17 protein-coding genes and 1 riboswitch are annotated in these 23285 nt (G+C 74.9%); of the genes, 7 read left to right on the top strand and 10 right to left on the bottom strand.

The window, feature by feature from the left end:
• The first annotated feature begins 35 nt into the window (after positions 1-35).
• On the top strand, positions 36-1238 hold the full coding sequence (locus tag EBO36_RS14120; RefSeq protein ID WP_122825174.1) for an AI-2E family transporter: 1203 nt from the start codon (positions 36-38) through the stop codon (positions 1236-1238).
• A gap of 57 nt (positions 1239-1295) precedes the next feature.
• On the opposite strand, the gene EBO36_RS14125 is transcribed toward EBO36_RS14120, so the two are convergent.
• A complete protein-coding gene (locus EBO36_RS14125) occupies positions 1296-1883 on the bottom strand; it encodes a cob(I)yrinic acid a,c-diamide adenosyltransferase (protein WP_122825175.1) in 588 nt (195 codons plus the stop codon).
• Positions 1884-1934: 51 nt separating this feature from the next.
• A riboswitch (cobalamin riboswitch) is annotated at positions 1935-2003 on the top strand.
• Between the two features lie 102 nt (positions 2004-2105).
• Between EBO36_RS14125 and EBO36_RS14130 the strand changes: the two genes are divergently transcribed.
• The 6 genes from EBO36_RS14130 to EBO36_RS14155 all read left to right on the top strand — a co-directional run bounded on the left by EBO36_RS14130 (position 2106) and on the right by EBO36_RS14155 (position 9875).
• Positions 2106-2795: a hypothetical protein gene (locus EBO36_RS14130; RefSeq protein ID WP_164471488.1), complete on the top strand. Its 690-nt coding sequence runs from the start codon at positions 2106-2108 to the stop codon at positions 2793-2795.
• Position 2796: 1 nt separating this feature from the next.
• On the top strand, positions 2797-3885 hold the full coding sequence (locus tag EBO36_RS14135) for a CbiQ family ECF transporter T component (protein ID WP_122825177.1): 1089 nt from the start codon (positions 2797-2799) through the stop codon (positions 3883-3885).
• Positions 3882-5516 (top strand): ABC transporter ATP-binding protein, encoded by a 1635-nt coding sequence (locus tag EBO36_RS14140; protein WP_122825178.1) that lies wholly within the window; start codon positions 3882-3884, stop codon positions 5514-5516. Before EBO36_RS14135 ends, EBO36_RS14140 begins: the two co-directional genes overlap by 4 nt.
• Complete coding sequence (locus EBO36_RS14145) at positions 5513-6367, top strand: ECF transporter S component (protein ID WP_244925299.1); 855 nt, start codon at positions 5513-5515, stop codon at positions 6365-6367. Before EBO36_RS14140 ends, EBO36_RS14145 begins: the two co-directional genes overlap by 4 nt.
• 215 nt (positions 6368-6582) lie before the next feature.
• On the top strand, positions 6583-9534 hold the full coding sequence (locus EBO36_RS14150; protein WP_122825179.1) for a vitamin B12-dependent ribonucleotide reductase: 2952 nt from the start codon (positions 6583-6585) through the stop codon (positions 9532-9534).
• A 110-nt stretch (positions 9535-9644) separates the two neighbouring features.
• A complete protein-coding gene (locus tag EBO36_RS14155) occupies positions 9645-9875 on the top strand; it encodes a hypothetical protein (protein WP_122825180.1) in 231 nt (76 codons plus the stop codon).
• An 11-nt stretch (positions 9876-9886) separates the two neighbouring features.
• Here the strand turns inward: EBO36_RS14155 and EBO36_RS14160 are convergent, their stop codons facing one another.
• The 9 genes from EBO36_RS14160 to EBO36_RS14200 all read right to left on the bottom strand — a co-directional run bounded on the left by EBO36_RS14160 (position 9887) and on the right by EBO36_RS14200 (position 23246).
• On the bottom strand, positions 9887-10390 hold the full coding sequence (locus EBO36_RS14160) for an aminoacyl-tRNA deacylase (RefSeq protein WP_387966842.1): 504 nt from the start codon (positions 10388-10390) through the stop codon (positions 9887-9889).
• The gene (locus EBO36_RS14165) at positions 10390-14553 is read right to left on the bottom strand and encodes an alpha-N-acetylglucosaminidase TIM-barrel domain-containing protein (RefSeq protein WP_164471489.1); all 4164 of its coding nucleotides are present in this window, start codon (positions 14551-14553) and stop codon (positions 10390-10392) included. Before EBO36_RS14165 ends, EBO36_RS14160 begins: the two co-directional genes overlap by 1 nt.
• Positions 14554-14710: 157 nt before the next feature.
• Positions 14711-17044 (bottom strand): glycoside hydrolase family 65 protein, encoded by a 2334-nt coding sequence (locus EBO36_RS14170; protein ID WP_122825699.1) that lies wholly within the window; start codon positions 17042-17044, stop codon positions 14711-14713.
• A gap of 32 nt (positions 17045-17076) precedes the next feature.
• Positions 17077-17811 carry an HAD family hydrolase gene (locus tag EBO36_RS14175; RefSeq protein ID WP_122825182.1) on the bottom strand — a complete coding sequence of 245 codons (735 nt, stop codon included), beginning with the start codon at positions 17809-17811 and terminating at the stop codon, positions 17077-17079.
• A 72-nt stretch (positions 17812-17883) separates the two neighbouring features.
• On the bottom strand, positions 17884-18750 hold the full coding sequence (locus EBO36_RS14180; RefSeq protein WP_338142435.1) for an alpha/beta fold hydrolase: 867 nt from the start codon (positions 18748-18750) through the stop codon (positions 17884-17886).
• Between the two features lie 43 nt (positions 18751-18793).
• Positions 18794-19336 (bottom strand): hypothetical protein, encoded by a 543-nt coding sequence (locus EBO36_RS14185; protein WP_122825183.1) that lies wholly within the window; start codon positions 19334-19336, stop codon positions 18794-18796.
• A 27-nt stretch (positions 19337-19363) separates the two neighbouring features.
• On the bottom strand, positions 19364-20482 hold the full coding sequence (locus EBO36_RS14190; protein WP_122825702.1) for an ABC transporter ATP-binding protein: 1119 nt from the start codon (positions 20480-20482) through the stop codon (positions 19364-19366).
• The gene (locus EBO36_RS14195) at positions 20479-22200 is read right to left on the bottom strand and encodes an ABC transporter permease (protein WP_387966846.1); all 1722 of its coding nucleotides are present in this window, start codon (positions 22198-22200) and stop codon (positions 20479-20481) included. Before EBO36_RS14195 ends, EBO36_RS14190 begins: the two co-directional genes overlap by 4 nt.
• Positions 22176-23246, bottom strand: coding sequence for a thiamine ABC transporter substrate-binding protein (locus EBO36_RS14200; RefSeq protein ID WP_122825184.1), 1071 nt, complete (start codon positions 23244-23246; stop codon positions 22176-22178). The genes EBO36_RS14195 and EBO36_RS14200 overlap by 25 nt, the downstream gene beginning before the upstream one ends.
• Positions 23247-23285: the final 39 nt, after the last annotated feature.

The following is a 23285-nucleotide window of genomic DNA, read 5'->3' on the forward strand; positions in this document are numbered from 1 at the left end:
GGGCGCGACGGCGGCGGCTGGGTCAGACTTCCCGCATGTCCTCACCCACACCCGCCGTGCTCTGGGGCCGGCGCGCCTGGGCGACGATCGGCGTCGTCATCCTCGTCATCGGGCTCGTGTTCGTCTCGAGCCAGGTGAGCATCATCCTCACGCCGTTCGTCCTCGCCCTCTTCCCCGCCGCGCTGCTCGACCCCGTCGCCGGCCGGCTGCGGGCCTCGCGCCTGCCCAACGCGCTCGGCGCGCTGCTCCTCCTCCTCGCGCTCCTGGGCGTCCTGGCCCTCGCGGCCTGGTTCATCACGTCCGCCGTCATCGACCAGGTGCCCGAGATCGTCGACTCCGTCACCGCGGGCATCGAGCGGTTCGAGGAGGACTTCGACTGGTCGATCGTCCCCGGCGACATCGGCAGCCTCAGCGACCTCGCGGCCCAGGCGGGCTCCGCCATCGCCGGCAGCGGGGCGCTCACCGAGGGCCTCGGGGCCGCCACGGCGGTCGGCGAGTTCGCCACCGGCACCGTCCTCATGCTCGTCACGCTGTTCTTCTTCTTCAAGGACGGCCGCCGCATGTGGCAGGCGTTCCTCGACTTCGTCCCCCGTCGTCACCAGCCGCGCGCCGACGTCATCGCCCGCCAGTCGTTCTGGACCATCGGCGCGTTCCTGCGTGCCCAGCTCCTGGTCGCCCTGGTCGACGCCGTCTTCATCGGCCTCGGCCTGTGGCTCCTCGGCGTCCCGCTCGTCATCCCGCTCGCCGTCCTCGTCTTCATCGGCGGACTGTTCCCCATCGTCGGCGCGTTCCTCTCGGGGACGGTCGCCGTCGTCGTCGCGTTCGCCGACCAGGGTCCCCTCATCGCGCTGGCCGCGCTCGGCGTCGTGCTCCTCGTCCAGCAGCTCGAGGGCAACGTCCTCGAGCCCCTCATCCAGGGCCGGATCATCGCCCTGCACCCGCTGCTCATCATCCTGTCGGTGACCGCGGGCGGCGTGCTCATGGGAATCCTCGGGGCGTTCCTCGCCGTGCCGGTCGCGGCGGTCATCGCCCGGCTCGTCGACAACCTCCGGGGCCGCCCGCCGGCCGTGGGGCCGGGGTCCCGGCGGGGGAAGAAGGACGGCAAGGAGGCCGACGACGGCGACCCGACGTCGGGCGAGGCGGCCGGCGACGCGGCCCGTCAGACGCCCGGCGCCTCGACCGGTCAGACGCCCGGCGAGGCGGGTCAGGCACGGGGCGGGGCGACCGCCACCGCCTGACGCGAGGCCGGGACGCGGCGCGGCCAGCACGCGATGCCCGCGACCCGCCCGCGAGCCTCAGTCGTGGCTCGCCGGCTCCTCGGCGTCCCCGGCCGCCGAGCGGGCGAGGACGAAGAGCAGGTCGGAGAGCCGGTTGAGGTAGCGGGCGGCTCCCTCGGTGACGACGTGGCCCGCCGCCCGCGCCCGGAGGGCGTGCCGCTCCGCCCGCCGCACCACGGTGCGCGCGTGGTCCAGGGCCGCGCTGAGCGCGGTGGCGCCCGGCACGATGAACACCGGGCGCAACGGCCGGCGGGCGACCTCGGCGTCGATGAGCCGCTCGAGGCCGTCGACCATCTCCGCCGACACGAGCGAGACACCCGGCTCCAGCCGGCGCCGGCGCTCGGGGTGCGTGGCCAGGTCCGCGGCGACGACGAAGAGCTCCCGCTGGAAGCCGAGGAGGAGCGCCGCGAGGGCGACGGCCCCAGCAGCGTCCCGGCCGCCGTCCTGGGCACCGTCCTCGCACCGAGCCCGGGCCACCCCGAGGACCGCGACCGCCTCGTCGACGTCCCCGCAGGCGTCCATGAGCACGTCGGCCTTGTCGATGCGCCCGCCGAAGAAGAGGCCGGTCGTGCCGTCGTCGCCGGTGCGCGTGTAGATCCGGGTCATGGTCGTAGCATGGCACCGCCGGGAGCGACGCGACCGGTGCGCCTGTCCCAGGGGAAGCCGGTCGAAGTCCGGCGCTGACCCGCAACCGTAGGCCGGAGAGATCCGGCGAGCCGGGATACCTGGACCGGACGTTCGGCTCTACCCGTCGAGGTCTGCGGGAGGAGCCCGGCCGCCGTGCAGCGCGCACGGTCCCGGGGCCTCGTGGACCGTGAGAGGCACCGGATGCGAACCCCACTCCCGCAGCGCACGACGGCGCTGCCCGTCGCCCTCCTTCTCGCCACGCTCGCCCTCACGGGCGCCGCCTCCCCCAGCTCGGGCGCCCCGGGCGAGGCCGAGGAGCGGATGACGGCGTACACGGAGGTCGTCGAGGCGCCCACCGGCGGGTGCGCCGACGACGACGGCGTCACCGTCGTCGTCGACCTCACCGACCTCGGCGGCGAGCTCGTCGCCGGGTGCGCCGCGGGTGACCCCGCCTCCGGCCGCGAGGCGCTGACCGCGGCAGGCTTCACCGCCGTCGACGGCGAGGTGCCCGGCTTCGTCTGCGCCATCGACGGGCTCCCCGACCCGTGCCCGACGGAGTTCACCGGCTCCTACTGGGCGTACTGGACCGCCGAGCCCGACGGCGAGTGGACGGCCTACACCGAGGGCGCGGACACCACCGACCCCGCCCCGGGCGCGCTCGAGGGCTGGCGCTACAACGACGGCGCCACGGGCCCCGGCATCGCCCCGGCCGACGTCGTCGCCGCCGCGGCCACGAGCGCCGGGGACGCCGGCACGGCCGGGGCGACCGACGAGGCAGCAACAGCCGGCGAGGCGAGCGGCATGACGACCGGCACGCTCGTCGGCATCGCGGTGCTCGTGCTGCTCCTCGCGGCGGCCGCCGTCGTCGCCGTCCGCCGGCGCCGGGACTGACGTGACCACGTCCACCACGCGGGTGGCCCGCGGCCCGGCGCCGGCGGCGCCGCGGCCCGTCCACCCGCTCGCGTGGTGGGCGTGGGCGATGGGCCTCGCGCTGGCGACCACGCGGACGTCGAACCCGCTCGTCGTCCTGCTCCTGCTCGCCGCGGTCGTGCTCGTCGTCATGGCCCGCCGCGACGACTCGCCCTGGGCGCGCGCCTTCCCGGCCTACCTCGTGCTCGGGGCGTGCGTCATCGCCTTCCGCGTCGTCTTCCACGTGCTCGTCGGGCTCAAGGCCGGCGGACCCGTCGTCCTCGACCTGCCCCGCATCGACCTGCCCTGGGCCGCCGGGATCACGCTCCTCGGGCGCGTCCACCTCGGGGGGCTCCTCGCCGCGGTCTACGGCGGGCTCGCCCTCGCCGCGCTCCTCGCGTGCTTCGGCGCGGCGAACGCGCTCGCCAACCCCAAGCGCGCCCTGCGGGTGCTGCCCGCCTCCCTCCACCACATCGGCACCGCCGTCGTCATCGCCGTGACGGTGACGCCCCAGCTCGTCAGCTCCGTCGCCCGCGTGCGCCGGGCGCAGCGGCTGCGCGGGGACGTCGCCCGCGGCCCCCGCGCCGTCCTCGCCTGCGTCCAGCCCGTCCTCACCGACGCGCTCGACCGGTCCCTCGCGCTCGCCGGGTCCATGGACTCCCGCGGCTACGCCCGCACCCTGCCCGGCACGAGCGACGCCCGGGTTGCCGCCGCGCTGCTCGTCGCCCTCGTCGCCGCCGTCCTCGGCACCTACGGCCTGCTCGACGGGACGAGCCCCGGGTGGCTGGGCGCGCCGCTGCTCGTCGTCGCTGGCGTCGTCGCCGTGCTCGCCGCCCGCGCGGCGGGCAGGCGCGTGCACCGCACCCGCTACCGCCCGGACCCGTGGCGCGCCCACGAGAGCGTCGTCGCCGGGTGCGGGGTCCTCGCCGGGCTCGGTATCGCCGTCGCCGCGGCGCTCGACCCGGCCGCCTTCGCGCCGAACGCCCTCACCTGGCCACCGGTGCCGCCCGCCGCCCTCGCGTGCGTCCTGCTCGCCGCCGTCCCCGCTGCACTGCGCCCGGAGGGCCGATGATCCGCGTCGAGGACCTCTCGGTCACCTACGCCGGCGCCACGCGGCCCGCCCTGCGCGGCGTGACCATGGAGGTCGAGGAGGGCGAGCTGTGCCTCGTCGTCGGCCCCACGGGGTCGGGCAAGTCGACGCTGCTCGGCGCCGTCTGCGCCCGGGTCCCCCACTTCACCGGCGGGCTGCTCACCGGCCGGGTCGTCGTCGCGGGGCGTGACACCCGCACGTCCCTGCCCCGGGACCTCGCCGACGTCGTCGGCGTCGTCGGCCAGGACCCCGTCGCGGGGTTCGTCGCCGACACCGTGGAGGAGGAGCTCGCCTACGCCATGGAGCAGCTCGGCGTGCCCGCGCCGACCATGCGCACCCGCGTCGAGGACGTCATCGACCTGCTCGGGCTCGGGGGGGTGCGCGACCGCCCGCTCGCCGACCTCTCCGGCGGCGAGCAGCAGCGGGTGGCCATCGGGGCCGTCCTCACCGCCCAGCCGCGCGTCCTCGTCCTCGACGAGCCGACGTCGGCGCTCGACCCGGCCGCCGCCGAGGACGTCCTCGCCGCCCTCGCCCGCCTGGTCCACGACCTCGGCGTCACCGTCCTCCTCGCCGAGCACCGCCTCGAGCGGGTCGTCCAGTTTGCCGACCGCGTCGTCTCCCTGTCCGCCGACGGCACGGCGACCTCCGGCGACCCCGCCACGGTCCTCGCCACCGCGCCCGTGGCGCCGCCCATCGTCGAGCTCGGGCGGCTGGCGGGCTGGTCCCCGCTCCCCCTGTCGGTCCGCGACGCCCGGCGCCAGGCGGGCCCGCTGCGGGCCCGCCTCACCGCCGGCGGGGCCGACGGGGCCAGCAGGCCTGCCGCCACCGGCCGGCCCCCCGGGACGGGCGCGAGCGAGGTCCTCGTCGCCCGCGACGTCCACGTCCACCACGACCGCACCCACGCCGTCCGCGGCGTGGACCTCACCCTCGCCGCGGGCGACGTCGTCGCGCTCATGGGCCGCAACGGCGCCGGGAAGTCCTCGCTCCTGTGGGCGCTCCAGGGGCAGGGTCCCCGCACGCGCGGCACGGTCCGGGTCGGCGACGTCGACCCCGCCGCACTGCGCCCCGGGCAGGCCCGTCGGCACGTCGGCCTCGTCCCGCAGTCCCCGGGCGACCTGCTCTACCTGCCCACGGTCGCGCAGGAGTGCGCCGACGCGGACGCCCACGCCGGCGCCGCGCCCGGCACGGCCGCCGCGATCCTCGAGCGGCTCGCCCCCGGCGTCCCGGCCGCCACGCACCCGGCCGACCTCTCCGAGGGGCAGCGCCTCGCCGTCGCGCTGGCGGTCCAGCTCACCGCCGCGCCCCGGCTCGTCCTCCTCGACGAGCCCACCCGCGGCCTCGACTACGCCGCCAAGCGCCGCCTCGCCGCCGTCCTCGCCGAGCTCGCGGGGCAGGGCCGCGCGGTGCTGCTGTCCAGCCACGACGTCGAGTTCGTCGCCCGGTGCGCGACCCGGGTGGTCGTCCTCGCCGGCGGGGAGGTCATCGCCGACGGCGGCACCCGGGACGTGCTCGCCTCCTCGCCGACGTTCGCGCCGCAGGTGGCGAAGATCCTCGCCCCCCTCGACCTCCTCACCGTCGACGCCGTCCGCACCGCCCTCGAGGTGCCGGCGTGAGCGCGGCCCCCGCCCGGACGCCGGGGACGGCCGCCGCACCGACGGTGGGGCCCGTCCCGGCGGTCGACGCCGTGCCCCTGAGCCGCCGGACCGCGCTCGCCCTCGCCCTCACCTCGGTCGTCGGGCTCCTCGCCTTCGGCTGGCCGCTGCTCGTCGGCGCCACCAGCGCCCTGGCCGCGGGCACCCAGGCCCCCCTCGTCCTCGGCGTGGTGCTCGTGGGGGTCCTCGCCGTCTTCCTCGTCGCCGTCAACGACGGCGGCATCGACGTCAAGGCCATCGCCATGCTCGGGCTGCTGTCCGCCGTCGGCGCGGTGCTGCGGCCCCTCGCGGCGGGGACCGGCGGCGTGGAGACCGTCTTCGTCGTCATGCTCCTCGGCGGGCGGGTCTTCGGTCCGGGGTTCGGCTTCGTCCTCGGCTCCACGACCATGGTCGCCTCGGCGCTCCTCACCGGCGGTGTCGGCCCGTGGCTGCCGTTCCAGATGCTCGGCGCGTCCTGGCTCGGGCTCGGGGCCGGGCTGCTGCCCCGCCGGCTGCGCGGCCGCGTCGAGCTCGCCGCGCTCGCCGCCTACGGCGCGGTCGCCGCGGTCCTCTACGGCGTCGCGATGAACCTCTCCTTCTGGCCCTTCCAGCTGGGGGCCGGCACCGGGCTGTCCTTCGAGGCGGGCGCACCACTCGCCGAGAACCTCTCGCGGTTCGCGCTCTACAGCGTGACGACGTCGCTGGGCTGGGACCTGGGGCGGGCCGTGACGACGGCCGTGGGGGTCGCGCTGCTCGGCCGGCCGGTGCTGGCGGCCCTGCGCCGGGCGAGCGTGCGGGCGGCGTTCGGCCCGGCGAGCGCACACCCCGCCTGAGCGTCGCGACACGCCCGGTGCTGCGACACGCCGGGCCGTCGCGCGGCGCGCTCGCCCCTCCCGGGACGTTTGCGCAGGTCGCGCGGGGGCTGCGGGCGGCGCGTCGCCAGGACCACAACATGTAGGGCCGGACGCGGGCCGAAGGGGCTAGATGTTGGGTTACATCCGTGGAAGTATGGGCTTCGCACCGACGCACGTCATCGAAGGAGACCCCCATGTCCATCACGCCGCAGGCGAAGCAGAAGAACCGCGCCGCCCGTCGCGGGCTCACGGTCGAGCGCGTGTTCACCACGCCCGGCTCGCACCCGTACGACGAGGTGACGTGGGGGCGGCGTGACATCGTCCAGACGAACTGGAAGAGCGGCGAGACCATCTTCTCGCAGGAGGGCGTCGAGTTCCCGGACTTCTGGTCCCAGAACGCGGCGACCATCGTCACGACCAAGTACTTCCGTGGCGCCATGGGGGCCAGCACCCGCGAGCGCAGCCTCAAGCAGCTCATCGACCGCGTCGTGCTCACCTACACCAAGGCGGGCAAGGACAACGGCTACTTCGCCTCGGACGCCGACGCGGAGGTCTTCGAGCACGAGCTCACCTGGATGCTCCTGCACCAGGTCTTCTCCTTCAACTCCCCGGTGTGGTTCAACGTCGGCACGGCGAGCCCGCAGCAGGTGAGCGCCTGCTTCATCCTCAACGTCGACGACTCGATGGACTCGATCCTCAACTGGTACCGCGAGGAGGGCCTCATCTTCAAGGGCGGCTCCGGCGCGGGCCTCAACCTCTCGCGGATCCGGTCCTCCAAGGAGCTCCTCTCCTCCGGCGGCACCGCCTCGGGCCCCATCTCCTTCATGCGGGGCGCCGACGCCTCCGCCGGGACCATCAAGTCCGGGGGCGCCACCCGGCGCGCGGCCAAGATGGTCGTCCTCGACGTCGACCACCCCGACATCGAGGACTTCATCGAGACCAAGGCCCGCGAGGAGGGCAAGATCCGCGCCCTGCGCGAGGCCGGGTACGACATGGACCTCGGCGGGCGCGACATCGTCTCCGTCCAGTACCAGAACGCCAACAACTCGGTGCGCGTCTCCGACGAGTTCATGCGCGCCGTCGAGTCCGGCACCAGCTTCGGCCTCAAGGCCCGCACCGACGGCCGGGTCGTCGAGACGGTCGACGCCAAGGCGCTCTTCCGCAAGATCTCCCAGGCGGCGTGGGAGTGCGCGGACCCGGGTCTGCAGTACGACGACACCATCAACGACTGGCACACCAGCCCCGAGTCGGGGCGGATCAACGCGTCGAACCCCTGCAGCGAGTACATGCACCTCGACAACTCCTCGTGCAACCTCGCCTCGCTCAACCTCCTCGCCTTCCTCCGCGAGGACGACACCTTCGACGTCGAGCGCTTCGTCAAGACCGTCGAGATCGTCATCACGGCGATGGACATCTCCATCTGCTTCGCCGACTTCCCCACCGAGGCGATCGGCGAGACGACCCGCGCCTTCCGTCAGCTCGGCATCGGCTACGCCAACCTCGGCGCGCTGCTCATGGCGACCGGCCACGGCTACGACTCCGAGGGCGGGCGCCAGCTCGCCGCCGCCCTCACCTCGCTCATGACGGGTGCGGCCTACCGCCGCTCCGCCGAGCTCGCCGGCGCCGTCGGCCCCTACGACGGCTACGCCCGCAACGCCACCGCCCACCAGCGGGTCATGCGCAAGCACGCCGCCGCGAACGACGAGCTCCGCCCCCTCGACGAGATGGACTCCGCCATCCAGACGGCGGCCACCGAGCAGTGGCTCACGGGCATCACCATCGGCGAGGCCAACGGCTGGCGCAACGCCCAGGCCAGCGTCCTGGCCCCCACGGGCACCATCGGCTTCATGATGGACTGCGACACCACCGGCATCGAGCCCGACTTCTCGCTGGTGAAGTTCAAGAAGCTCGTCGGCGGCGGCTCCATGCAGATCGTCAACCAGACGGTGCCCCGCGCGCTGCGCCGCCTCGGGTACGCCGAGGAGACCATCGAGGCGATCGTCGAGTACATCGCCGAGCACGGCCACGTCGTCGACGCCCCCGGCCTCGCCCTCGAGCACTACGAGATCTTCGACTGCGCCATGGGCAAGCGGTCCATCGCCCCCATGGGCCACGTCAACATGATGGCGGCCGTCCAGCCGTTCCTCTCCGGTGCCATCTCCAAGACGGTCAACCTCCCCGAGACGGCGACCATCGAGGAGATCGAGAACGTCTACTTCCAGGGCTGGAAGCTCGGCCTCAAGGCGCTCGCCGTCTACCGCGACAACTGCAAGGTCGGCCAGCCGCTGTCCGACTCCAAGGCGAAGACGGCCGACAAGGCCGTCGAGGCAGTGGCCGAGAAGGCCGTCGAGAAGGCGGTCGCGGCGCCCGCGGCGGAGCACGCCCGCCCGACACGCCGACGCCTGCCCAAGGCCCGCCCGTCCCTCACGACGTCGTTCAAGATCGGCGGCGCCGAGGGCTACATGACGGCCGGGTCCTACCCCGACAACGGCCTCGGCGAGGTGTTCCTCAAGCTGGGCAAGCAGGGCTCCACGCTGGCCGGCGTCATGGACGCCTTCTCCATCGCGGTGTCGATCGGCCTGCAGTACGGGGTGCCGCTGGAGACGTACGTGCAGAAGTTCACCAACCTGCGCTTCGAGCCGGCCGGCCTCACCGACGACTCCGACATCCGGATGGCGCAGTCGATCATGGACTACATCTTCCGGCGCCTCGCCCTGGACTACCTGCCCTACGAGACCCGCGCGGGGCTGGGCATCTACACGACGGCGGAGCGGACCCGGTACGCCGAGACCGGTTCGTACGAGGCCGACGACGCCGCCGAGCTGGAGTCGTTCTCCCAGTCCGCCGGCGAGCAGGCCGAGGCGGCCCCCGAGGCCCCGGCTCCGGCTCCGGCCGCGCCGAGCGCCCCGAACCCGTCGGCGAGCAGCCCGTCGGCGAACAGCCCGTCGGTGAGCGGCGCGGCGGCCCCGGCCCCCGGTGCCCGCCTGGTGACCTCCGGCCAGGTGCACTCCTCCGCCGAGCTCTTCGAGCTCCAGCAGGGCCAGACGGCGGACGCCCCGCTGTGCATGTCCTGCGGGATCAAGATGCGCCCGGCCGGCTCCTGCTACGTCTGCGAGGGCTGCGGCTCCACCAGCGGCTGCAGCTGACCCGAGCGACCGGTAGGGCCCCCGAGACTCCACGGAGCTCGGGGGCCCTACCCGTTCCCGGGGCCGGCACCCCCTGGTCAACGCCCGCCCGGCGAGCGCATGATGGACCGATGGGACGCATCGCAGCGTTGCCCACCCGGGGCGAGGTCTTCGTCGACGAGCGCGGCGGGGGCCGGTGCCTGCGCGCCTCCTGGCACCACGAGGCGGGCGTCGTCGTCCTCTCGCTGTGGCAGGACGGCTCCTGCATGGGGACGTTCCGGCTGCCCGCGGGCGAGGTCCCCTCGTTCGTCGCGTCGCTCACCCAGGGGCTCACCGACGGCTACGCCGCGCGCGAGGGCTAGCGCACGGAGCGCTAGAGCGGGTCGGTGACGTCGGCCCGCCGCGCCCCGAGCGCGGCGACCAGCGCGTCGCCGTCGACGGTCGCGGCGACGCCGAACGCTCCCGCGCCGATCGAGACGGCGCCGCGTACCCGCTCGTCCGCGATCACCGGCCAGGCGCGCGTCGCGCCGAACGGGGTGATCGTCCCGCGCTCGTACCCGGTGACGTCCCGGGCCGTCGCGGCGTCGGGCATGGACAAGCGGTTCACCCCGAGCAGCGCGCGGAGCTTGGGCCAGGAGATCGACCGGTCGCCCGGGACGAGGACGAAGAGGTAGTCGTCCTCGCCGCGCCGTACGACGAGCGTCTTGATGATCGCCGACGGGTCCACCCCACGGGCTGCCGCGGCCTCGTCGAGGCTCCTGACCAGGCCGTGCGCGGTGACGGTGTACCGCAGCCCGGAGGCCGCGAGCGCCGCCGTGGCCGGGGTCTCCGGCACCCCACTGCCGGCGGTGCCGGTCTCCTCGCTCTCCGGAGCCACTAGGCGAGGGTACGACGCCGGAGCGCGAGGACCACGAGGGCGCCGAGCAGGACCAGGCTGAGCGCAGCCAGCAGCGGCGTGGCCCCGTCCGCCCCGGTGTCCGGCAGGTCACCGCCCGGCCCGGCCCCTCCCGAGGGAGGCCCCGCCGGGTCCGGGCCCGCCCCGCCCGTCGGGTCACCTGTCGGGTCACCCGTCGGGTCACCCTGGGGCTCGGCCGTCGTGGGACCGGCCGTCGGTTCCGTCGTGGGCGGCTCGGTGGTCGGCGGCTCGGTGGTCGGCGGCTCGGTGGTCGGCGGCTCGGTGGTCGGCGGCTCGGTGGTCGGCGGCTCGGTGGTCGGCGGCTCCGTGGTCGGCGGCTCCGTGGTCGGCGGCTCCGTGGTCGGCGGCTCCGTGGTCGGCGGCTCCGTGGTCGGCGGCTCCGTGGTCGGCGGCTCCGTCGTCGGCGGCTCCGTCGTCGGCGGCTCCGTCGTCGGCGGCTCCGTCGTCGGCGGCTCCGTCGTCGGCGGCTCCGTCGGCTCCGTCGGCGGCTCCTCGACATCCTCCACGCACTCCAGGCGGGCGTCGGCCCAGTTCGTCCGGTCCCAGAAGTTGTTGGCGTCCGCGTGGTCGACGACGAGGCGCAGCGTCCGCGCCCCCGTGACGTCGACGTCGACGGCCCGCGGATCCTCCCCGCCCCGGACGACGTCGCTGGCGAACACCCGGTCGCCGTCCGCCCACACCTCGACCGTGACGTCACCCTCGGCGTCGTCGCGGTCCATCGTGTCGTCGATGCCCACCAGCGAGGAGAACCGGGTGCAGACGCCGCCGAGGAAGAACTCGGCCTCGGCGTCGGCGTTGGTGCCCAGCCCCTTGTCGTACGTGGTGCCATCCAGCCGCAGCGCGCCGCCGTCCCCGGCGGCCGACTCCCCGTTGTGCATGTCCCGCTCCCACGGCCCCAGCTCAGCGGTCGCGGTGAGGAAGGGCAGGTCGGACAGGTAGTGGGTCCCGGCGGCCGGCGCCACCGGCGTCAGGGCTCCCGGCGTGGCGAACCCGGCGAACTGGGCCAGCCCCCGGCCGCTGCCCGCGGCGGTCATGAAGAGGCCAACGTCGGAGCGTTCCGCGGCCGGGACGGTCGCCGCACCCACGCGCGTCCAGGCCTCGCCGTCCGTGCTGCACTCCCCGACGAACTGCATGCCCTCCCGGGTGATGCGCAGGTGAGCACTGCCGGAGAAGGACCGGTCGTTGGTGAAGGACTCCAGCTGGCCGTCCGCGTTGCCGTCCCACGAGAAGACGCACCCGTTGGCGGGCGTGAGGGCGAGGTTGAGGAAGCCCCGGCTCGTCCCCGAGGCCATCTCGTCGCGGACGAGGAGACCGGCGCGCGCCCACGGCCCGGTGACGTCCTGGCTGAGCACCTCGGTGGTCGCCGAGTCGCCGGAGCCGAGGGCGAGGTCCCGGTAGATCGCCCCGAACTGGTTCGTGGGCCCCCACAGGTCCGAGCCGCCCCCGATGATCGCGTACTCGTCGTCGCGCTGACCGAACAGCGCGCCGTTGGCGGAGAACGTGCGGTTCGGCGGCGTAACGCCGTCGGCGGTCATGATGCGGGCCGTCGTCGACGTCCGGTACGGCGCAGCCTCCATCTCGTAGCGGGCACCCGCCTCGAGCGCGGCGACCACCGCGTCCACGGCTGCGGGGTCGGAGAGCGTGACCTCGAAGCGCGCGGTGAGCTCACCGCCGGGCGGGACGGTGGCGGGCCCGGCCTCGCCCAGCGCCCGCACCGCGAGCCCCGCAGGGGCGGCGAGGTCGAGCGTCACGCCGGTGGCCGCGGAGAAGGGGTGGACGTTGTCGAGGGAGACCTCGACGACGACAGGCTCCGACGGGGTGACGGCGGCCGGCTCGACCGTGACGGTCGGTGTCAGCGGCGACGGGTCCTCGCGCAGGAAGTCGACGATCTCACCCGCGACGGCGTGGACGTCGCCGGTGGGCTCCGTCGGCAGCGGGTCGGTCCGCCGCGTCCACGCGTCACCGACCGCGAACCAGTCGATCGCGGCGGGCGCACGGCCGTCGACGAGGGCCGCCTCGAGCTCGGCGAAGTAGGTGCGCCAGCGCGGCGCGTAGTACGTGCTGATGAGGCCGGACCACTCCCGGTTGGCGTAGTCGCGTAGGCCGGCCTCGGCGCCGGCCCGGGGAGCCCAGACGGTGACGAGGGTGCGCGCGTCGAACTCGAACGCGTCGGCGTGCGCCTCGTCCCGGCCCCAGGCGCGCGCGTCGGCGAGCCACGGGCCGAGCATGGTCTGCGGATTGGTCGCCGTCACGCGGTCGAGGAGGGTGAGCGCCTCGTCCCAGCGGCCGGTGAGCTCCCGGAACACCGCCAGGTCGCCCTCGTCGTACGCGCGCTTGATCTGCGGCAGGAGCACCCGGCTCTGGTTGGAGAGCACCTGCCGAGCGGTGTCCATGAGGTCGTAGCGGTAGGCGCTCGAGCCGCGCAGCTCGGGGGCGACGTCGAGGAGCGCCGGCAGGGCCTGCGCGAGCTCGACCGCGTCGTAGCGCTGGTAGTCCGGCGACCACGCTGCCGCCGTCCCCACGGTGAGGCTCGGCTGTGCGCCGAACAGGCCGTCCTGGGCCTCGCTCCACTCCCCCGCGGGCATCGCGTAGGCGGTGGCACCCAGGTGCTGCCAGGCCCGGGCGGCGGACTCGTCCTCGCCGCCGTAGCGCCGGGCCGCCCAGTCGGCGTAGGCGTCCGGCATGTCCTGGGGTCCGTCCTGCCAGGGCAGTGCCGTGAGGAAGTCGAGGGCCACGGGGTTGTTGTCGCTGGCCTCGGGGAGCACGGCGATACCGTCGAGGGCGCTGGAGTCCTTGGCCAGCCAGTCCCAGTAGCGCTCGTTCCACACGCTCATGTTGGCGCCCATGGTGGTGTGGCCGCCGAAGTTCCAGATCGCGCCGAAGGCGTAGGGAGTGCCGGCCCAGGTCGCCTCGCGGTCGAGGCCCGTGTAACGGTCGGAGAGCCCGTCGAGGACCAGCATCCGCGACCGTTCGACGGCCTCGAGGGTCTGGGGGCGGGGGTTGTTCTGCCACCCGAGGATCGCCCAGATGGCGTCCGGGTGGGCGCGGCGGAGCGCCGTCTCGACGGCCCGGCTCGCCGCCGGGACGTCGACCGGGCCCGCCTGCCCGCCCTCGTGCAGGAGGTCCATCTTGTACATCGACGACGCGCCGAACCGTGCCTCGGAGCTGGCGTAGAACGCCTCGGCCACCGCGGCGAACGGTTCGCCCGTGGGGTCCAGCCAGCCCGGGCGCTCGAACCCAACCCACCCGCCCTGCGGGACGACCCGGGCGCCCGGGTTCCGCGCGGCGAACCCGTCGGGCACGGTGCCGAAGTACCCGGGCAGCACCGGGGTCATGCCGAGCTCACGCAGCCGGTCCGCGATCCGCGCGCCGAGCGCCGCGCGCTCCTCGATGAGGGTGCGCGGGGTGGGGGCGGGAAAGCCGGACATGTTCTGGAGGAGCCACCACGGCTGATGGGCCGGCAGCGGGATCCAGTCGAGCATCTCGGCCTCGGAGTAGCCGAACCGGGTGAAGGTGTCGAGGTAGACGGCTTCCGCCCCCACCGGCATGAAGACCTCGTTGATGCCGTGGAGGGCGAGCACGTCGATGGTGCGCTCCCAGTCCTCCCACGTCCGGTACGGGCCGGTGTACCCGTCGTCGGTGTCGTTGAGGGCGAAGCGGTGGGAGACGTTGGCGGTCTGGACGATCTCCTCCGCCGGGAGCGGGAGCTCGCCGACCTGGCTGAGGCTGTCGCCGTTCCACGAGACGTTGACCCCGGCGACCTCGCCGAGGTAGGCGTTCAGCCCGCGCAGGAGGACTGCCGGCGTCGTGCCGCCGATGGCGACGACGTCGCCGTCGGCCCGGACGCGGTAGTGGTCGACGCCGGGCTCCGTCGCCTCCTCGGCGAGGAAACGGACCTGGTCGGCGGCGTCGCCGAGGAGCCGCTCGGCGGCGGCCTCGGCCGGTGCCGTGCTCCAGTCGGCCGCAACGGCCGCGGGCGACGGAGCTGGTCCCTCCGGTGCGGCCGCGGGCATGACGGTCGTCGCCCCCGTCGCAGGGAGGACCATGGAGGCACCCACGGCAGCGAGGCTGGCGACGATGACGGCGGAGCGGGCGAGCAGACGGACCACGTTCGGGCCTCCCATGACGGCCCGCGTCATGTTCTGTGGAGAACTACGGGTCTCGGTCAGTGACTCGCAGGCTCGCGGTCCGGAACGGCGACGTGAAAGGAGTGTTCACCGCGGGCCTTGCACACGAATGATCGTGCCACGCCGGCGTGCGGCCCGGGGCGGAATGACTCGCTCACTCCCCGTCGCCCCCGTCCGCCCGCACCGGAGCGCGGCCAGCCGGCTGCTCCGGCCTCGGCAGCAGCGGGGTGCGCACCCGCACGGGCCGCCGGACCTCGGCGTGGCCCGTGATGGTGAGCTCCTCGCCGTACAGGCGCACCGGCATCCTCTGCCCGTCGGTGACGAGGAGGGTGAGGCGGACGTCCTCGTGCGTCACCTCGGTCTGGAGGGCCATCCCGTGCCACCGCACCCGGAACCGCAGCCGGGTGACCGAGCCGGGCAGCGCCGGTTCGAGCTCGAGCACCTCGGCGTGCTCCCGCAGGCCCCCGAACCCGTTGATGAGTGCGGTGGTCGCGCCGGCGAGCGAGGCGATGTGCAACCCCTGGGCCGTGTTGCCCTGGAAGTTGCGCAGGTCGACGAGGGCCGCCTCGTGGAGGTAGTCGTGGGCGAGGTCGAGGTGACCGGCCCGCGCGCACATCACCGCCTGGGTGCTGGCGGACAGCGAGGAGTCCCGCACGGTCCGGCGCTCGTAGTAGTCGAGGTTGCGGGCCATCTGCTCGTCCGTGAAGGCGTCGGGGAACCAGTCCATGGCGAGGACGAGGTCCGCCTGCTTGACCACCTGCTTGCGGTAGAGCTCGAAGTAGGGCGCGTGGAGCATGAGGGGGTACTTCCCGATCGACCGCTCGAAGTCCCACTCGGCGAACCGCGTGAACCCTGAGCACTGCGGGTGCACCCGCAGCTCCTCGTCGTGCGGCAGGTGCACCGCGGAGGCCGCGGCCTCCCACGCCCCGACCTCCTCGGCGGTCACGGACAGCCGGGCGGCGAGGTCCGGCTGCCGCGCGCACGCCGCCGCGGCCGCCCGCAGGTTGGCCGCGGCCGCGAGGTTGGTGAAGATGTTGTCGTCGACGACCGCGGTGTACTCGTCCGGTCCGGTGACGCCGTCGATGTGCCACTGCCCGTGCCGGTCGTGGTGCCCCAGGGAGGCCCACAGGCGCGCCGTCTCGACGAGGACCTCGAGCCCGCACTCGCGCTCCAGGCTCTCGTCGCCCGTGACCAGCCGGTACTCCTCGAACGCGCGCGCGATGTCGGCGTTGATGTGGAACGCCGCGGTGCCCGCCGGCCAGTAGGCCGACGTCTCCTCGCCGTTGATCGTCCGCCACGGGAAGGCGGCACCGGCGAGGTTGAGGGTCGCGGCCCGGTTGCGCGCCAGGTCGAGGGTCGACGCGCGCCACCGCAGGGCGTGCGCGGCGGCATCGGGCTTCGTCATGGTCAGGACGGGCAGGACGAACCCCTCGATGTCCCAGAACGTGTGGCCGTTGTAGCCGGTCCCCGTCAGGCCCTTGGCACCGATCGCCCGGCCCTCCGCGCGCGCACCGGCCTGGAGCACCTGGAACAGGCCGAACCGGACGGCCTGCTGGATGGCCGGGTGCCCGTCCATCTCGACGTCGGCCGCCCCCCAGAAGTCGTCGAGGAACTCGCGCTGCTCGCGCACCAGCGTGTCCCAGCCGGCGTACCGCGCGCTCATCAGGGCGCCCGCCACCTGGTCGCGCAGCGCCCCCACGGTGCGCGACTTGGACCAGCCGTAGCCGAGGTACTTCACCACGCGCAGCCTCTGGCCCGGCTGGAGGACCGTGACGATCGAGGTGCGCGCCCAGTCCGGGCGCGTGTCCTTGTCCAGCTCGTACTGGTTGGGGCACTCGACGTCGTGCTCCATGCCGGCCGCCATGGTGAGCCCGCTGTGCCGGCTGCGGTGGACGAGGACCGTGCCGGTCTGCTCCTCGTCCTGGGCGACGGCCACCAGGGGGTCCACGAGCGCCTCGGCCACGCGGGGGTCGGCGCTGTCCACCTCGGGCGGGGCCTCGTTGGCCTGGAGCACGGACTGGACGATGATCCGCGCCCGCGCGTCGACGGCCTCCACCTCGTAGTTGATGGCCGCCACGGCACGCTGGGAGAAGGACACGAGCCGGGTCGAGCGGACGATCACCCGCCGCCCCGCCGGGGAGACCCAGTCGACCGTGCGGCGCAGCACCCCGGCCCGCAGGTCGAGGACCCGCTCGTGCGTGAGCACCGTGCCGTACCGCACGTCGAGCGGCTCGTCGTCGACGAGGAGGCGCAGCACCTTGCCGTTGGTGACGTTGACCAGCGTCTGCCCCGACTCGGGGTAGCCGTACCCGCCCTCGGGGTAGGGCAGGGGGTGCAGCTCGTAGAAGCCGCTGAGGTAGGTGCCCGCGATCGCGTGCGGCTCCCCCTCGTCGAGGTTGCCCCGCAGGCCGAGGTGACCGTTGGAGAGCGCGAAGATCGACTCCATCACGCCGAGCTGGTCGAGGTCGAGGGCCGGTTCACGAACCATCCAGGGGTCGACCGGCAGCGCCAGCCCGCCGCTCACCGGAGCTCCGCCAGGTCCTCGACGACGACGTCGGCGCCGTGCTCGGCGAGCGCCTCGCGCTGGCCCAGCCGGTCGACGCCCACGACGTACCCGAACTGGCCGGCCCGCCCGGCCTCCACCCCGGCGAGGGCGTCCTCGAAGACGGCGGCCTCGCGCGGCGGAACGCCCAGCTGCCGTGCGGCCTCGAGGAAGGTGTCGGGCGCTGGCTTGCCGGGCAGGCCGAGCTCGCGCGCGACGGTCCCGTCGACCCGCACCTCCATGAGCGCGTCGAGGCCGGTCACCCGCAGGACGAGGGCCGTGTTCGCGCTGCTGGAGACGACGGCGCGGCGCAGCCCGGCGTCGCGCGCCGCCTCGACGTAGCGGCGGCTGCCCTCGAAGACCTCGACGCCTCGATCGGTGATGAGCTGCAGCAGGAGCGCGTTCTTGCGGTTGCCCACCCCGTTGACCGTGGCGAACGTGGGGGCGTCCTCGGGCGTGCCCAGCGGCAGGCGGATGCCCCGGCTGGCGAGGAAGTCACGCACGCCGTCGGCCCGTCGCTTGCCGTCGACGTACGTGGCGTAGTCGGCGACCGGGTCGAACGGGACGTACGGCGTGCCGGTGCGCTGCGCGTGCTGGCGCAGGACGTCGTCGAACGTCCGCGTCCAGGCGAGGGTGTGCAGGCCGGCGGTCTGCGTGAGGACCCCGTCGAGGTCGAACAGGCAGGCGCGCACGCCGTCAGGAAGTCCGAGCACGTCGCCTCCTTGGGGTCCGGTTGCCTCAGTGTCCTGGGCGCGGACCCGGGGCGCCATCGATAGCGCGGCCCGTCAGGCGCGGACGGCGACGCGGTCGGCGATGACGTCGGCGAGCAGGGCGGGCTCCGTCTCCGGGAGCCAGTGGCCGGCGTCGACGTCGACGAAGCGGTAGGGGGCGAGGACGTGCTCCTGGGTGAGCTCGGCGGCCACCCGGCCCAGCGCGAAGTCGTCCCGACCCCACACGTACGTCGTCGGCACGACGACGTCACCGGTCTGGAGACGGGTGAGCGGCACGCCGCGGTACCAGTTGAGCGCCCCGGTGAGGGCTCCGGGTTCGCGCATCCGGGCGGCGTACCGGGTGGCGTCGGCCACCGGCAGGCCGCTGCCGGCGAGGATCTCCTCGAGCCGCGGGGCGAGCGCGCGCTCCGGCAGGCCGGGCGCCTGGAACGCGAGCATGTACGACGAGCGGAGCGCCTGGTCCGAGCGCCACAGCGACCGCACCATCGCCGCCGGGTGCGGGGTGGAGGCGACAGTGAGCGAGGCGAGGCGCTCCGGCATCGCCGACGCCGCCGCCCAGCCCAGGGCACCGCCCCAGTCGTGACCGACGACGTGCGCGCGGTCGAGGCCCGCGGCGTCGAGGAGTGCGCGCAGGTCCTCGACCAGCCACTCCATCCGGTAGGCGGCGCGCTGCGGCGGACGGGCGCCGGCGGAGTAGCCGCGCAGGTCGGGCGCGAGGGTGCGCAGACCCGCACCGTGGAGGCGGGCCGCCACGCGGTTCCAGCTGGAGCCGTCCTGGGGGAAGCCGTGGAGGAGGACGACGGGCTCCCCGTCGATGGGGCCGTCGTCGCGGACGTCGAAGCGCAGCCGCCCGCGCCTCACCTCGCTCAGCCGGCGCATCATGACGCCGCCGCCGGGGGTTGTGCTCGTTCGTCGGTCCATCTCGCCAGGCTTCCCGTCGCGCGCGGTCGGCGCAACCGAAGGCTCAGCGCTCGAGCAGCTCGGCCACGTCCGCGAGGACGTCGAGGCGGGGCAGCAGCGCACCCAGCAACGGCTCGCCCGCCACCCAGCCGACGAGCTCCCCGCCGACGGCGCGCACGGCCATGCCGGCGGCGTCCTCCTGCTCCAGGCACGCCCGGAGCTCGGGGTCACTCGCCACCGGCCCCTGGGCCGTCGCGAGCTGGACCGCGGGGACCGGGCGGTGCAGGGCGAGGGTGAGGACGTGGGTCACCGCCGTCCGCGGTCCTGCGCCCGTCTCCAGCCGGAAGGAGGCGGCCGACCGGCCGCGGTGCTCCCCCACGAGGGCGTCCTCGACCCAGCGGTCGGGCTCGGTGAACGGCGCGACCTGCCAGCGGCCGACCAGCCCCGGGTCCTCCCCGCGGTAGGCCCAGCCGCGCAGCCGGGCCCACGTCCGCAGCCGCTCCGCGCGCTGCTGCGGCGCCCGCACCTTCCGCGTCGAGCGGGCAATGAGCACCGCCGGGACGCCGATGACGAGGAGGAGCAGGACGAGCTGCGTCCCGTTACTCATGAGCCTCACCCCCTCGGACCACCCAGCCTAGCGAGGTGAGCCACCCGTCCCCCGGTGGTGCGTCCCGGCCGGCACCCGGTCACCCTGCCGGCGCCGGGCCGCGCCGTCGGGGACGACGACGGCGCCCGCCGGGTCCAGCCGTACCCGCACCCGCCCCGGGGCCCGCGCGAGGGTGCCGGCCAGCGCCGTCGCCCGCTGCCCGTCGGGCAGGACGACGGCGAGCTCCGTGCTCCCCCGGCGGAACCGCATCCCGGTGACCTCGACGTCGTGACCGCCGTCGTCGAGGACCACCGCGCGGGGACCGAGGCCGACGAGCACCCGGGCGCCCTCCGAGGCGCCGTCGGTGCGGGCGCCGCCGGTGATCGGCACGTCCCCGAGCGGCACGTCCCCGAGCACCGTCCGCGCCACCCCGCCGGTGACCTCCGCGGGCAGGAACGGCCCGAAGCCGAGGAACCGGGCGACGCGCTCGCTCACGGGCCGGGACCACAGACGCGGCGGGGCGTCGACCTGGAGCACCCGGCCGGCGTCCATGACGGCCACCCGGGTGGCGACGGTGAACGCCTCGTCGTGGTCGTGGGTGACGTACAGGGCGGTGGTCCCGGCCGCGGCGAGGATGTCCCGCAGCTCGCCGGCGAGGTGCTCGCGCAGCGAACGGTCCAGGGAGGACAGCGGCTCGTCGAGGAGGAGCACGCGCGGGCGGGGCGCCAGCGCGCGGGCGAGGGCGACCCGCTGCTGCTCGCCGCCGGACAGGCTCGCGACGTTCCGGTCGCCGTACCCCGCCAGGCCCACGAGGTCGAGGAGCGCGGCCACCCGCGCGGCGCGCTCGCCCCGGGGCACCCCGGCCACGGCGAGGCCGTAGCCGACGTTGCCCGCGACGTCGCGGTGCGGGAAGAGCTGGCCGTCCTGGAACATGAGCCCGAACCCGCGCCGGTGCACCGGCTGGGCCCCCACGTCCTCGCCGTCCCAGAGCACCCGGCCCCCGGCCAGCGGCTCCAGCCCGGCGACGGCGCGCAGGAGCGAGGACTTCCCGCACCCGGACGGCCCGAGCAGGGCGAGCACCTCCCCGGCGGGCACGGTCAGGCTCACGCCGGCGACCGCCGTCGCCGCGCCGTACCGGACCTCGACGCCCGTCAGCTCCAGGCTCACCACTCCCCCGTCCTGTCCCCGCGTGCCCGCTCGGCGAGCGACATCACCGTCGCCGTGAGCAGGGCCAGGACCACCGACGCCGCGAGCGCCATGCCGTAGTTGTCCGCACCCGGGCGCCCGATGAGCCGGAAGATGACGACGGGCAGCGTCGGGCTCTCGGGCCGGGCGAGGAACGACGTCGCCCCGAACTCGCCCAGCGAGACGGCGAACGCGAACCCCACCGCCAGGCCGAGCCCCCGCACGAGGAACGGGCCGTCGACGGTGCGCAGGACCCGGCCCGGGCCGGCGCCGAGCATGGCGGCGGCCTCGCGCAGGCGCGGGTCGATGGCCCGCAGCACCGGCAGGACCGTCCGCACGACGAGCGGGACGGCGACCACCGCCTGGGCGACGGGGACGATGAGGGGCGACGTGCGCAGGTCGAGCCACCCGGCGTCGAAGGCGATGAGGAACCCGAAGCCGACGGTCACCGCCGAGACGCCCAGCGGCAGCATGACGAAGGAGTCCAGCGCCCCGATGGCGCGCCGGGCGGCGGGCCGCCGGGGCCGCCGGGACAGGACGAGCGCGAGGAGCGTGCCGACGACGACGGCGAGCACGGTGGCGTCGACGGCGATGCGCAGGGAGTTCACCGTCGCCTCCCAGACCGAGACCGTGAGGGTGTTCGGCCCACCCGTCGTCGTCAGGGACCGGTAGTGGTCCAGGCCCCACCCGTCCGGGGTGCGGAAGGACCGCACGAGGAGGGTAAGGAGCGGGCCGGCAAGGAGCCCGAGGACGACGACGGCGGTCACGGCGGCGGCCACGGCGTCCCCACCGGGGCGCAGCCGCCCGGTGCGTCCGCGGCGCACGAGGCGCAGCGGCTGGGCCGCCGCGGGATCGGTCCGCAGGTGCAGCGCCCGCTCGCGGCGGGCCCGCAGGCGCGCCGAGAGCCACAGGGCGCCGGCGATGACGACGAGCTGGACGACGGAGAGCACCGCCGCGGCCCGCAGGTCGAGGAACTGCGTGGTCTGCACCCAGATCTCGGTCTCGATGGTGCCGAACCGCAGGCCGCCGAGGACGAGGACGATGCCGAACGCCGTCGCGCAGAAGAGGAAGACGACGGCGGCCGCCGAGGCGATCGCCGGGGCCAGCGCGGGCAGCGTCACCGTGACGAACGCGCGCCACGGCGGTGCCCCGAGACTGCGGGCCGCCTGCTCGGGACGCGGGTCGAGCCGCTCCCACATGCCGCCCACCGTCCGCACGACGAGCGGGTAGTTGAAGAACACGAGGGCGGCGACGATGGCCGCGAACGTGCCGTCGAGCCCGAGGAAGCCCAGCGGCCCGCCCTCGACGAGCAGCGTCCGGAACGCGACGCCCACGACGACCGTGGGCAGGACGAACGGGACCGTGACGAACGCCCGGACCAGAGCGCGCCCGGGGAAGCGGCACCGGTAGAGCACGTACGCGCCGGGAACCCCGAGGAGCACGGCGAGGAGGGAGCCGAGCGCCCCCTGGGCGAGGGTCAGCCCGAGGAGCCGCCACGTCCGCGGGGCGGTGAGGACGTCGGCGACGCCGGTGAGGTCGAGCCCGCCGTCGACGACGAGGCCGCGCCAGGTGAGGGCGAGGACCGGGTACGCGAAGAAGAGCCCGAGGAACGCCAGGGGCAGCCCGGCCGCCGCCGTCCAGGCCAGCGCGGGCGTGACCCGCCGGGAAGCGGTCCTCAGCCGAGGACGGTCTGTGTCCACGTCTCGATCCAGGTGTCGCGGTGGGCGCTGATGACCTCCGGGGCCACCTCGTGCGGGGCGGGCGCCAGCGGGGCGTGCTCGGCCCAGCCCGGCGGCACGGCGGCGCCCTCGAGGACCGGGTACATGTACATCTGCCCCGGGATGTCCTCCTGCACCGGGGTGCTGAGGAGGAAGTCGACGAAGGCCTGCGCGCCGGCGACGTTGTCGGCGCCCGCGAGGACCCCGGCGTACTCCGTCTGCCGGAAGCACGTGTCGAGCAGCGCGCCGGTGGGGGCGGGGCCGTCGTCGGTGACCTCCGCGGCCGGTGACGACGCGTAGGACAGCACCAGGGGCCGCGGGCCCGCGCCCTCCGACCCGGAGAAGTCGACGTAGTAGGCGTCGCTCCAGCTGGGGACGACGCGCACGCCGTTGTCCCGCAGCGCCGCCCAGTAGTCCACCCACCCGTCCTCGCCGAACGCGCCGACCGTGGCGAGGAGGAAGGACAGCCCCGGCGAGGACGTCGCGGGGTTGGTGACGACGAGGAGGTCGGCGTACCGCGGGTCGGTGAGGTCCTCGAGCGTGACGGGCTCGGGCAGGCCCGCCGCCGCGAACCACTCGTGGTCGACGTTGATGCACACGTCGCCGCGGTCCACGGCGGTGAGCGCCCCGGCGAAGGTGCCCCCGGGCGCCGCGTCGGGCGAGACATAGTCGTCGAGGACCCCCTCGTCGACCGCGCGCGCCGCGAAGGCGTTGTCGATGCCGTAGACGACGTCGCCCAGCGGGGCGTCCTTGGTGAGGACGAGCTGGTTGACGAGGGCCCCGGCGTCCCCCGGCGCCACCTGGCGGATCTCGTACCCGGTCTCCTCCTCGAAGTCGGCGAGGAGCCCGTCGCTGAGGGTGAACGAGTCGTGGGTGACGACGTCGAGCACGGTGGCGTCGTCGGTGGCGGCGTCGCCGGTGCCGATGGTGCTGCACGCGCCGAGGCCGAGCATCGCGACGGCCAGGCCGGCGGTGACGCGGAGGGGACCTCGGCGGCGTGCGGGTGGTGCGGTGTCGTAGGTGGTCATGCGTCCTCCTCGTGGGCAAGGAGGGCCCGTACCCGTGCA

The organism is Georgenia faecalis, assembly GCF_003710105.1.
GTDB classification, from domain to species: Bacteria; Actinomycetota; Actinomycetes; order Actinomycetales; family Actinomycetaceae; genus Georgenia_A; species Georgenia_A faecalis.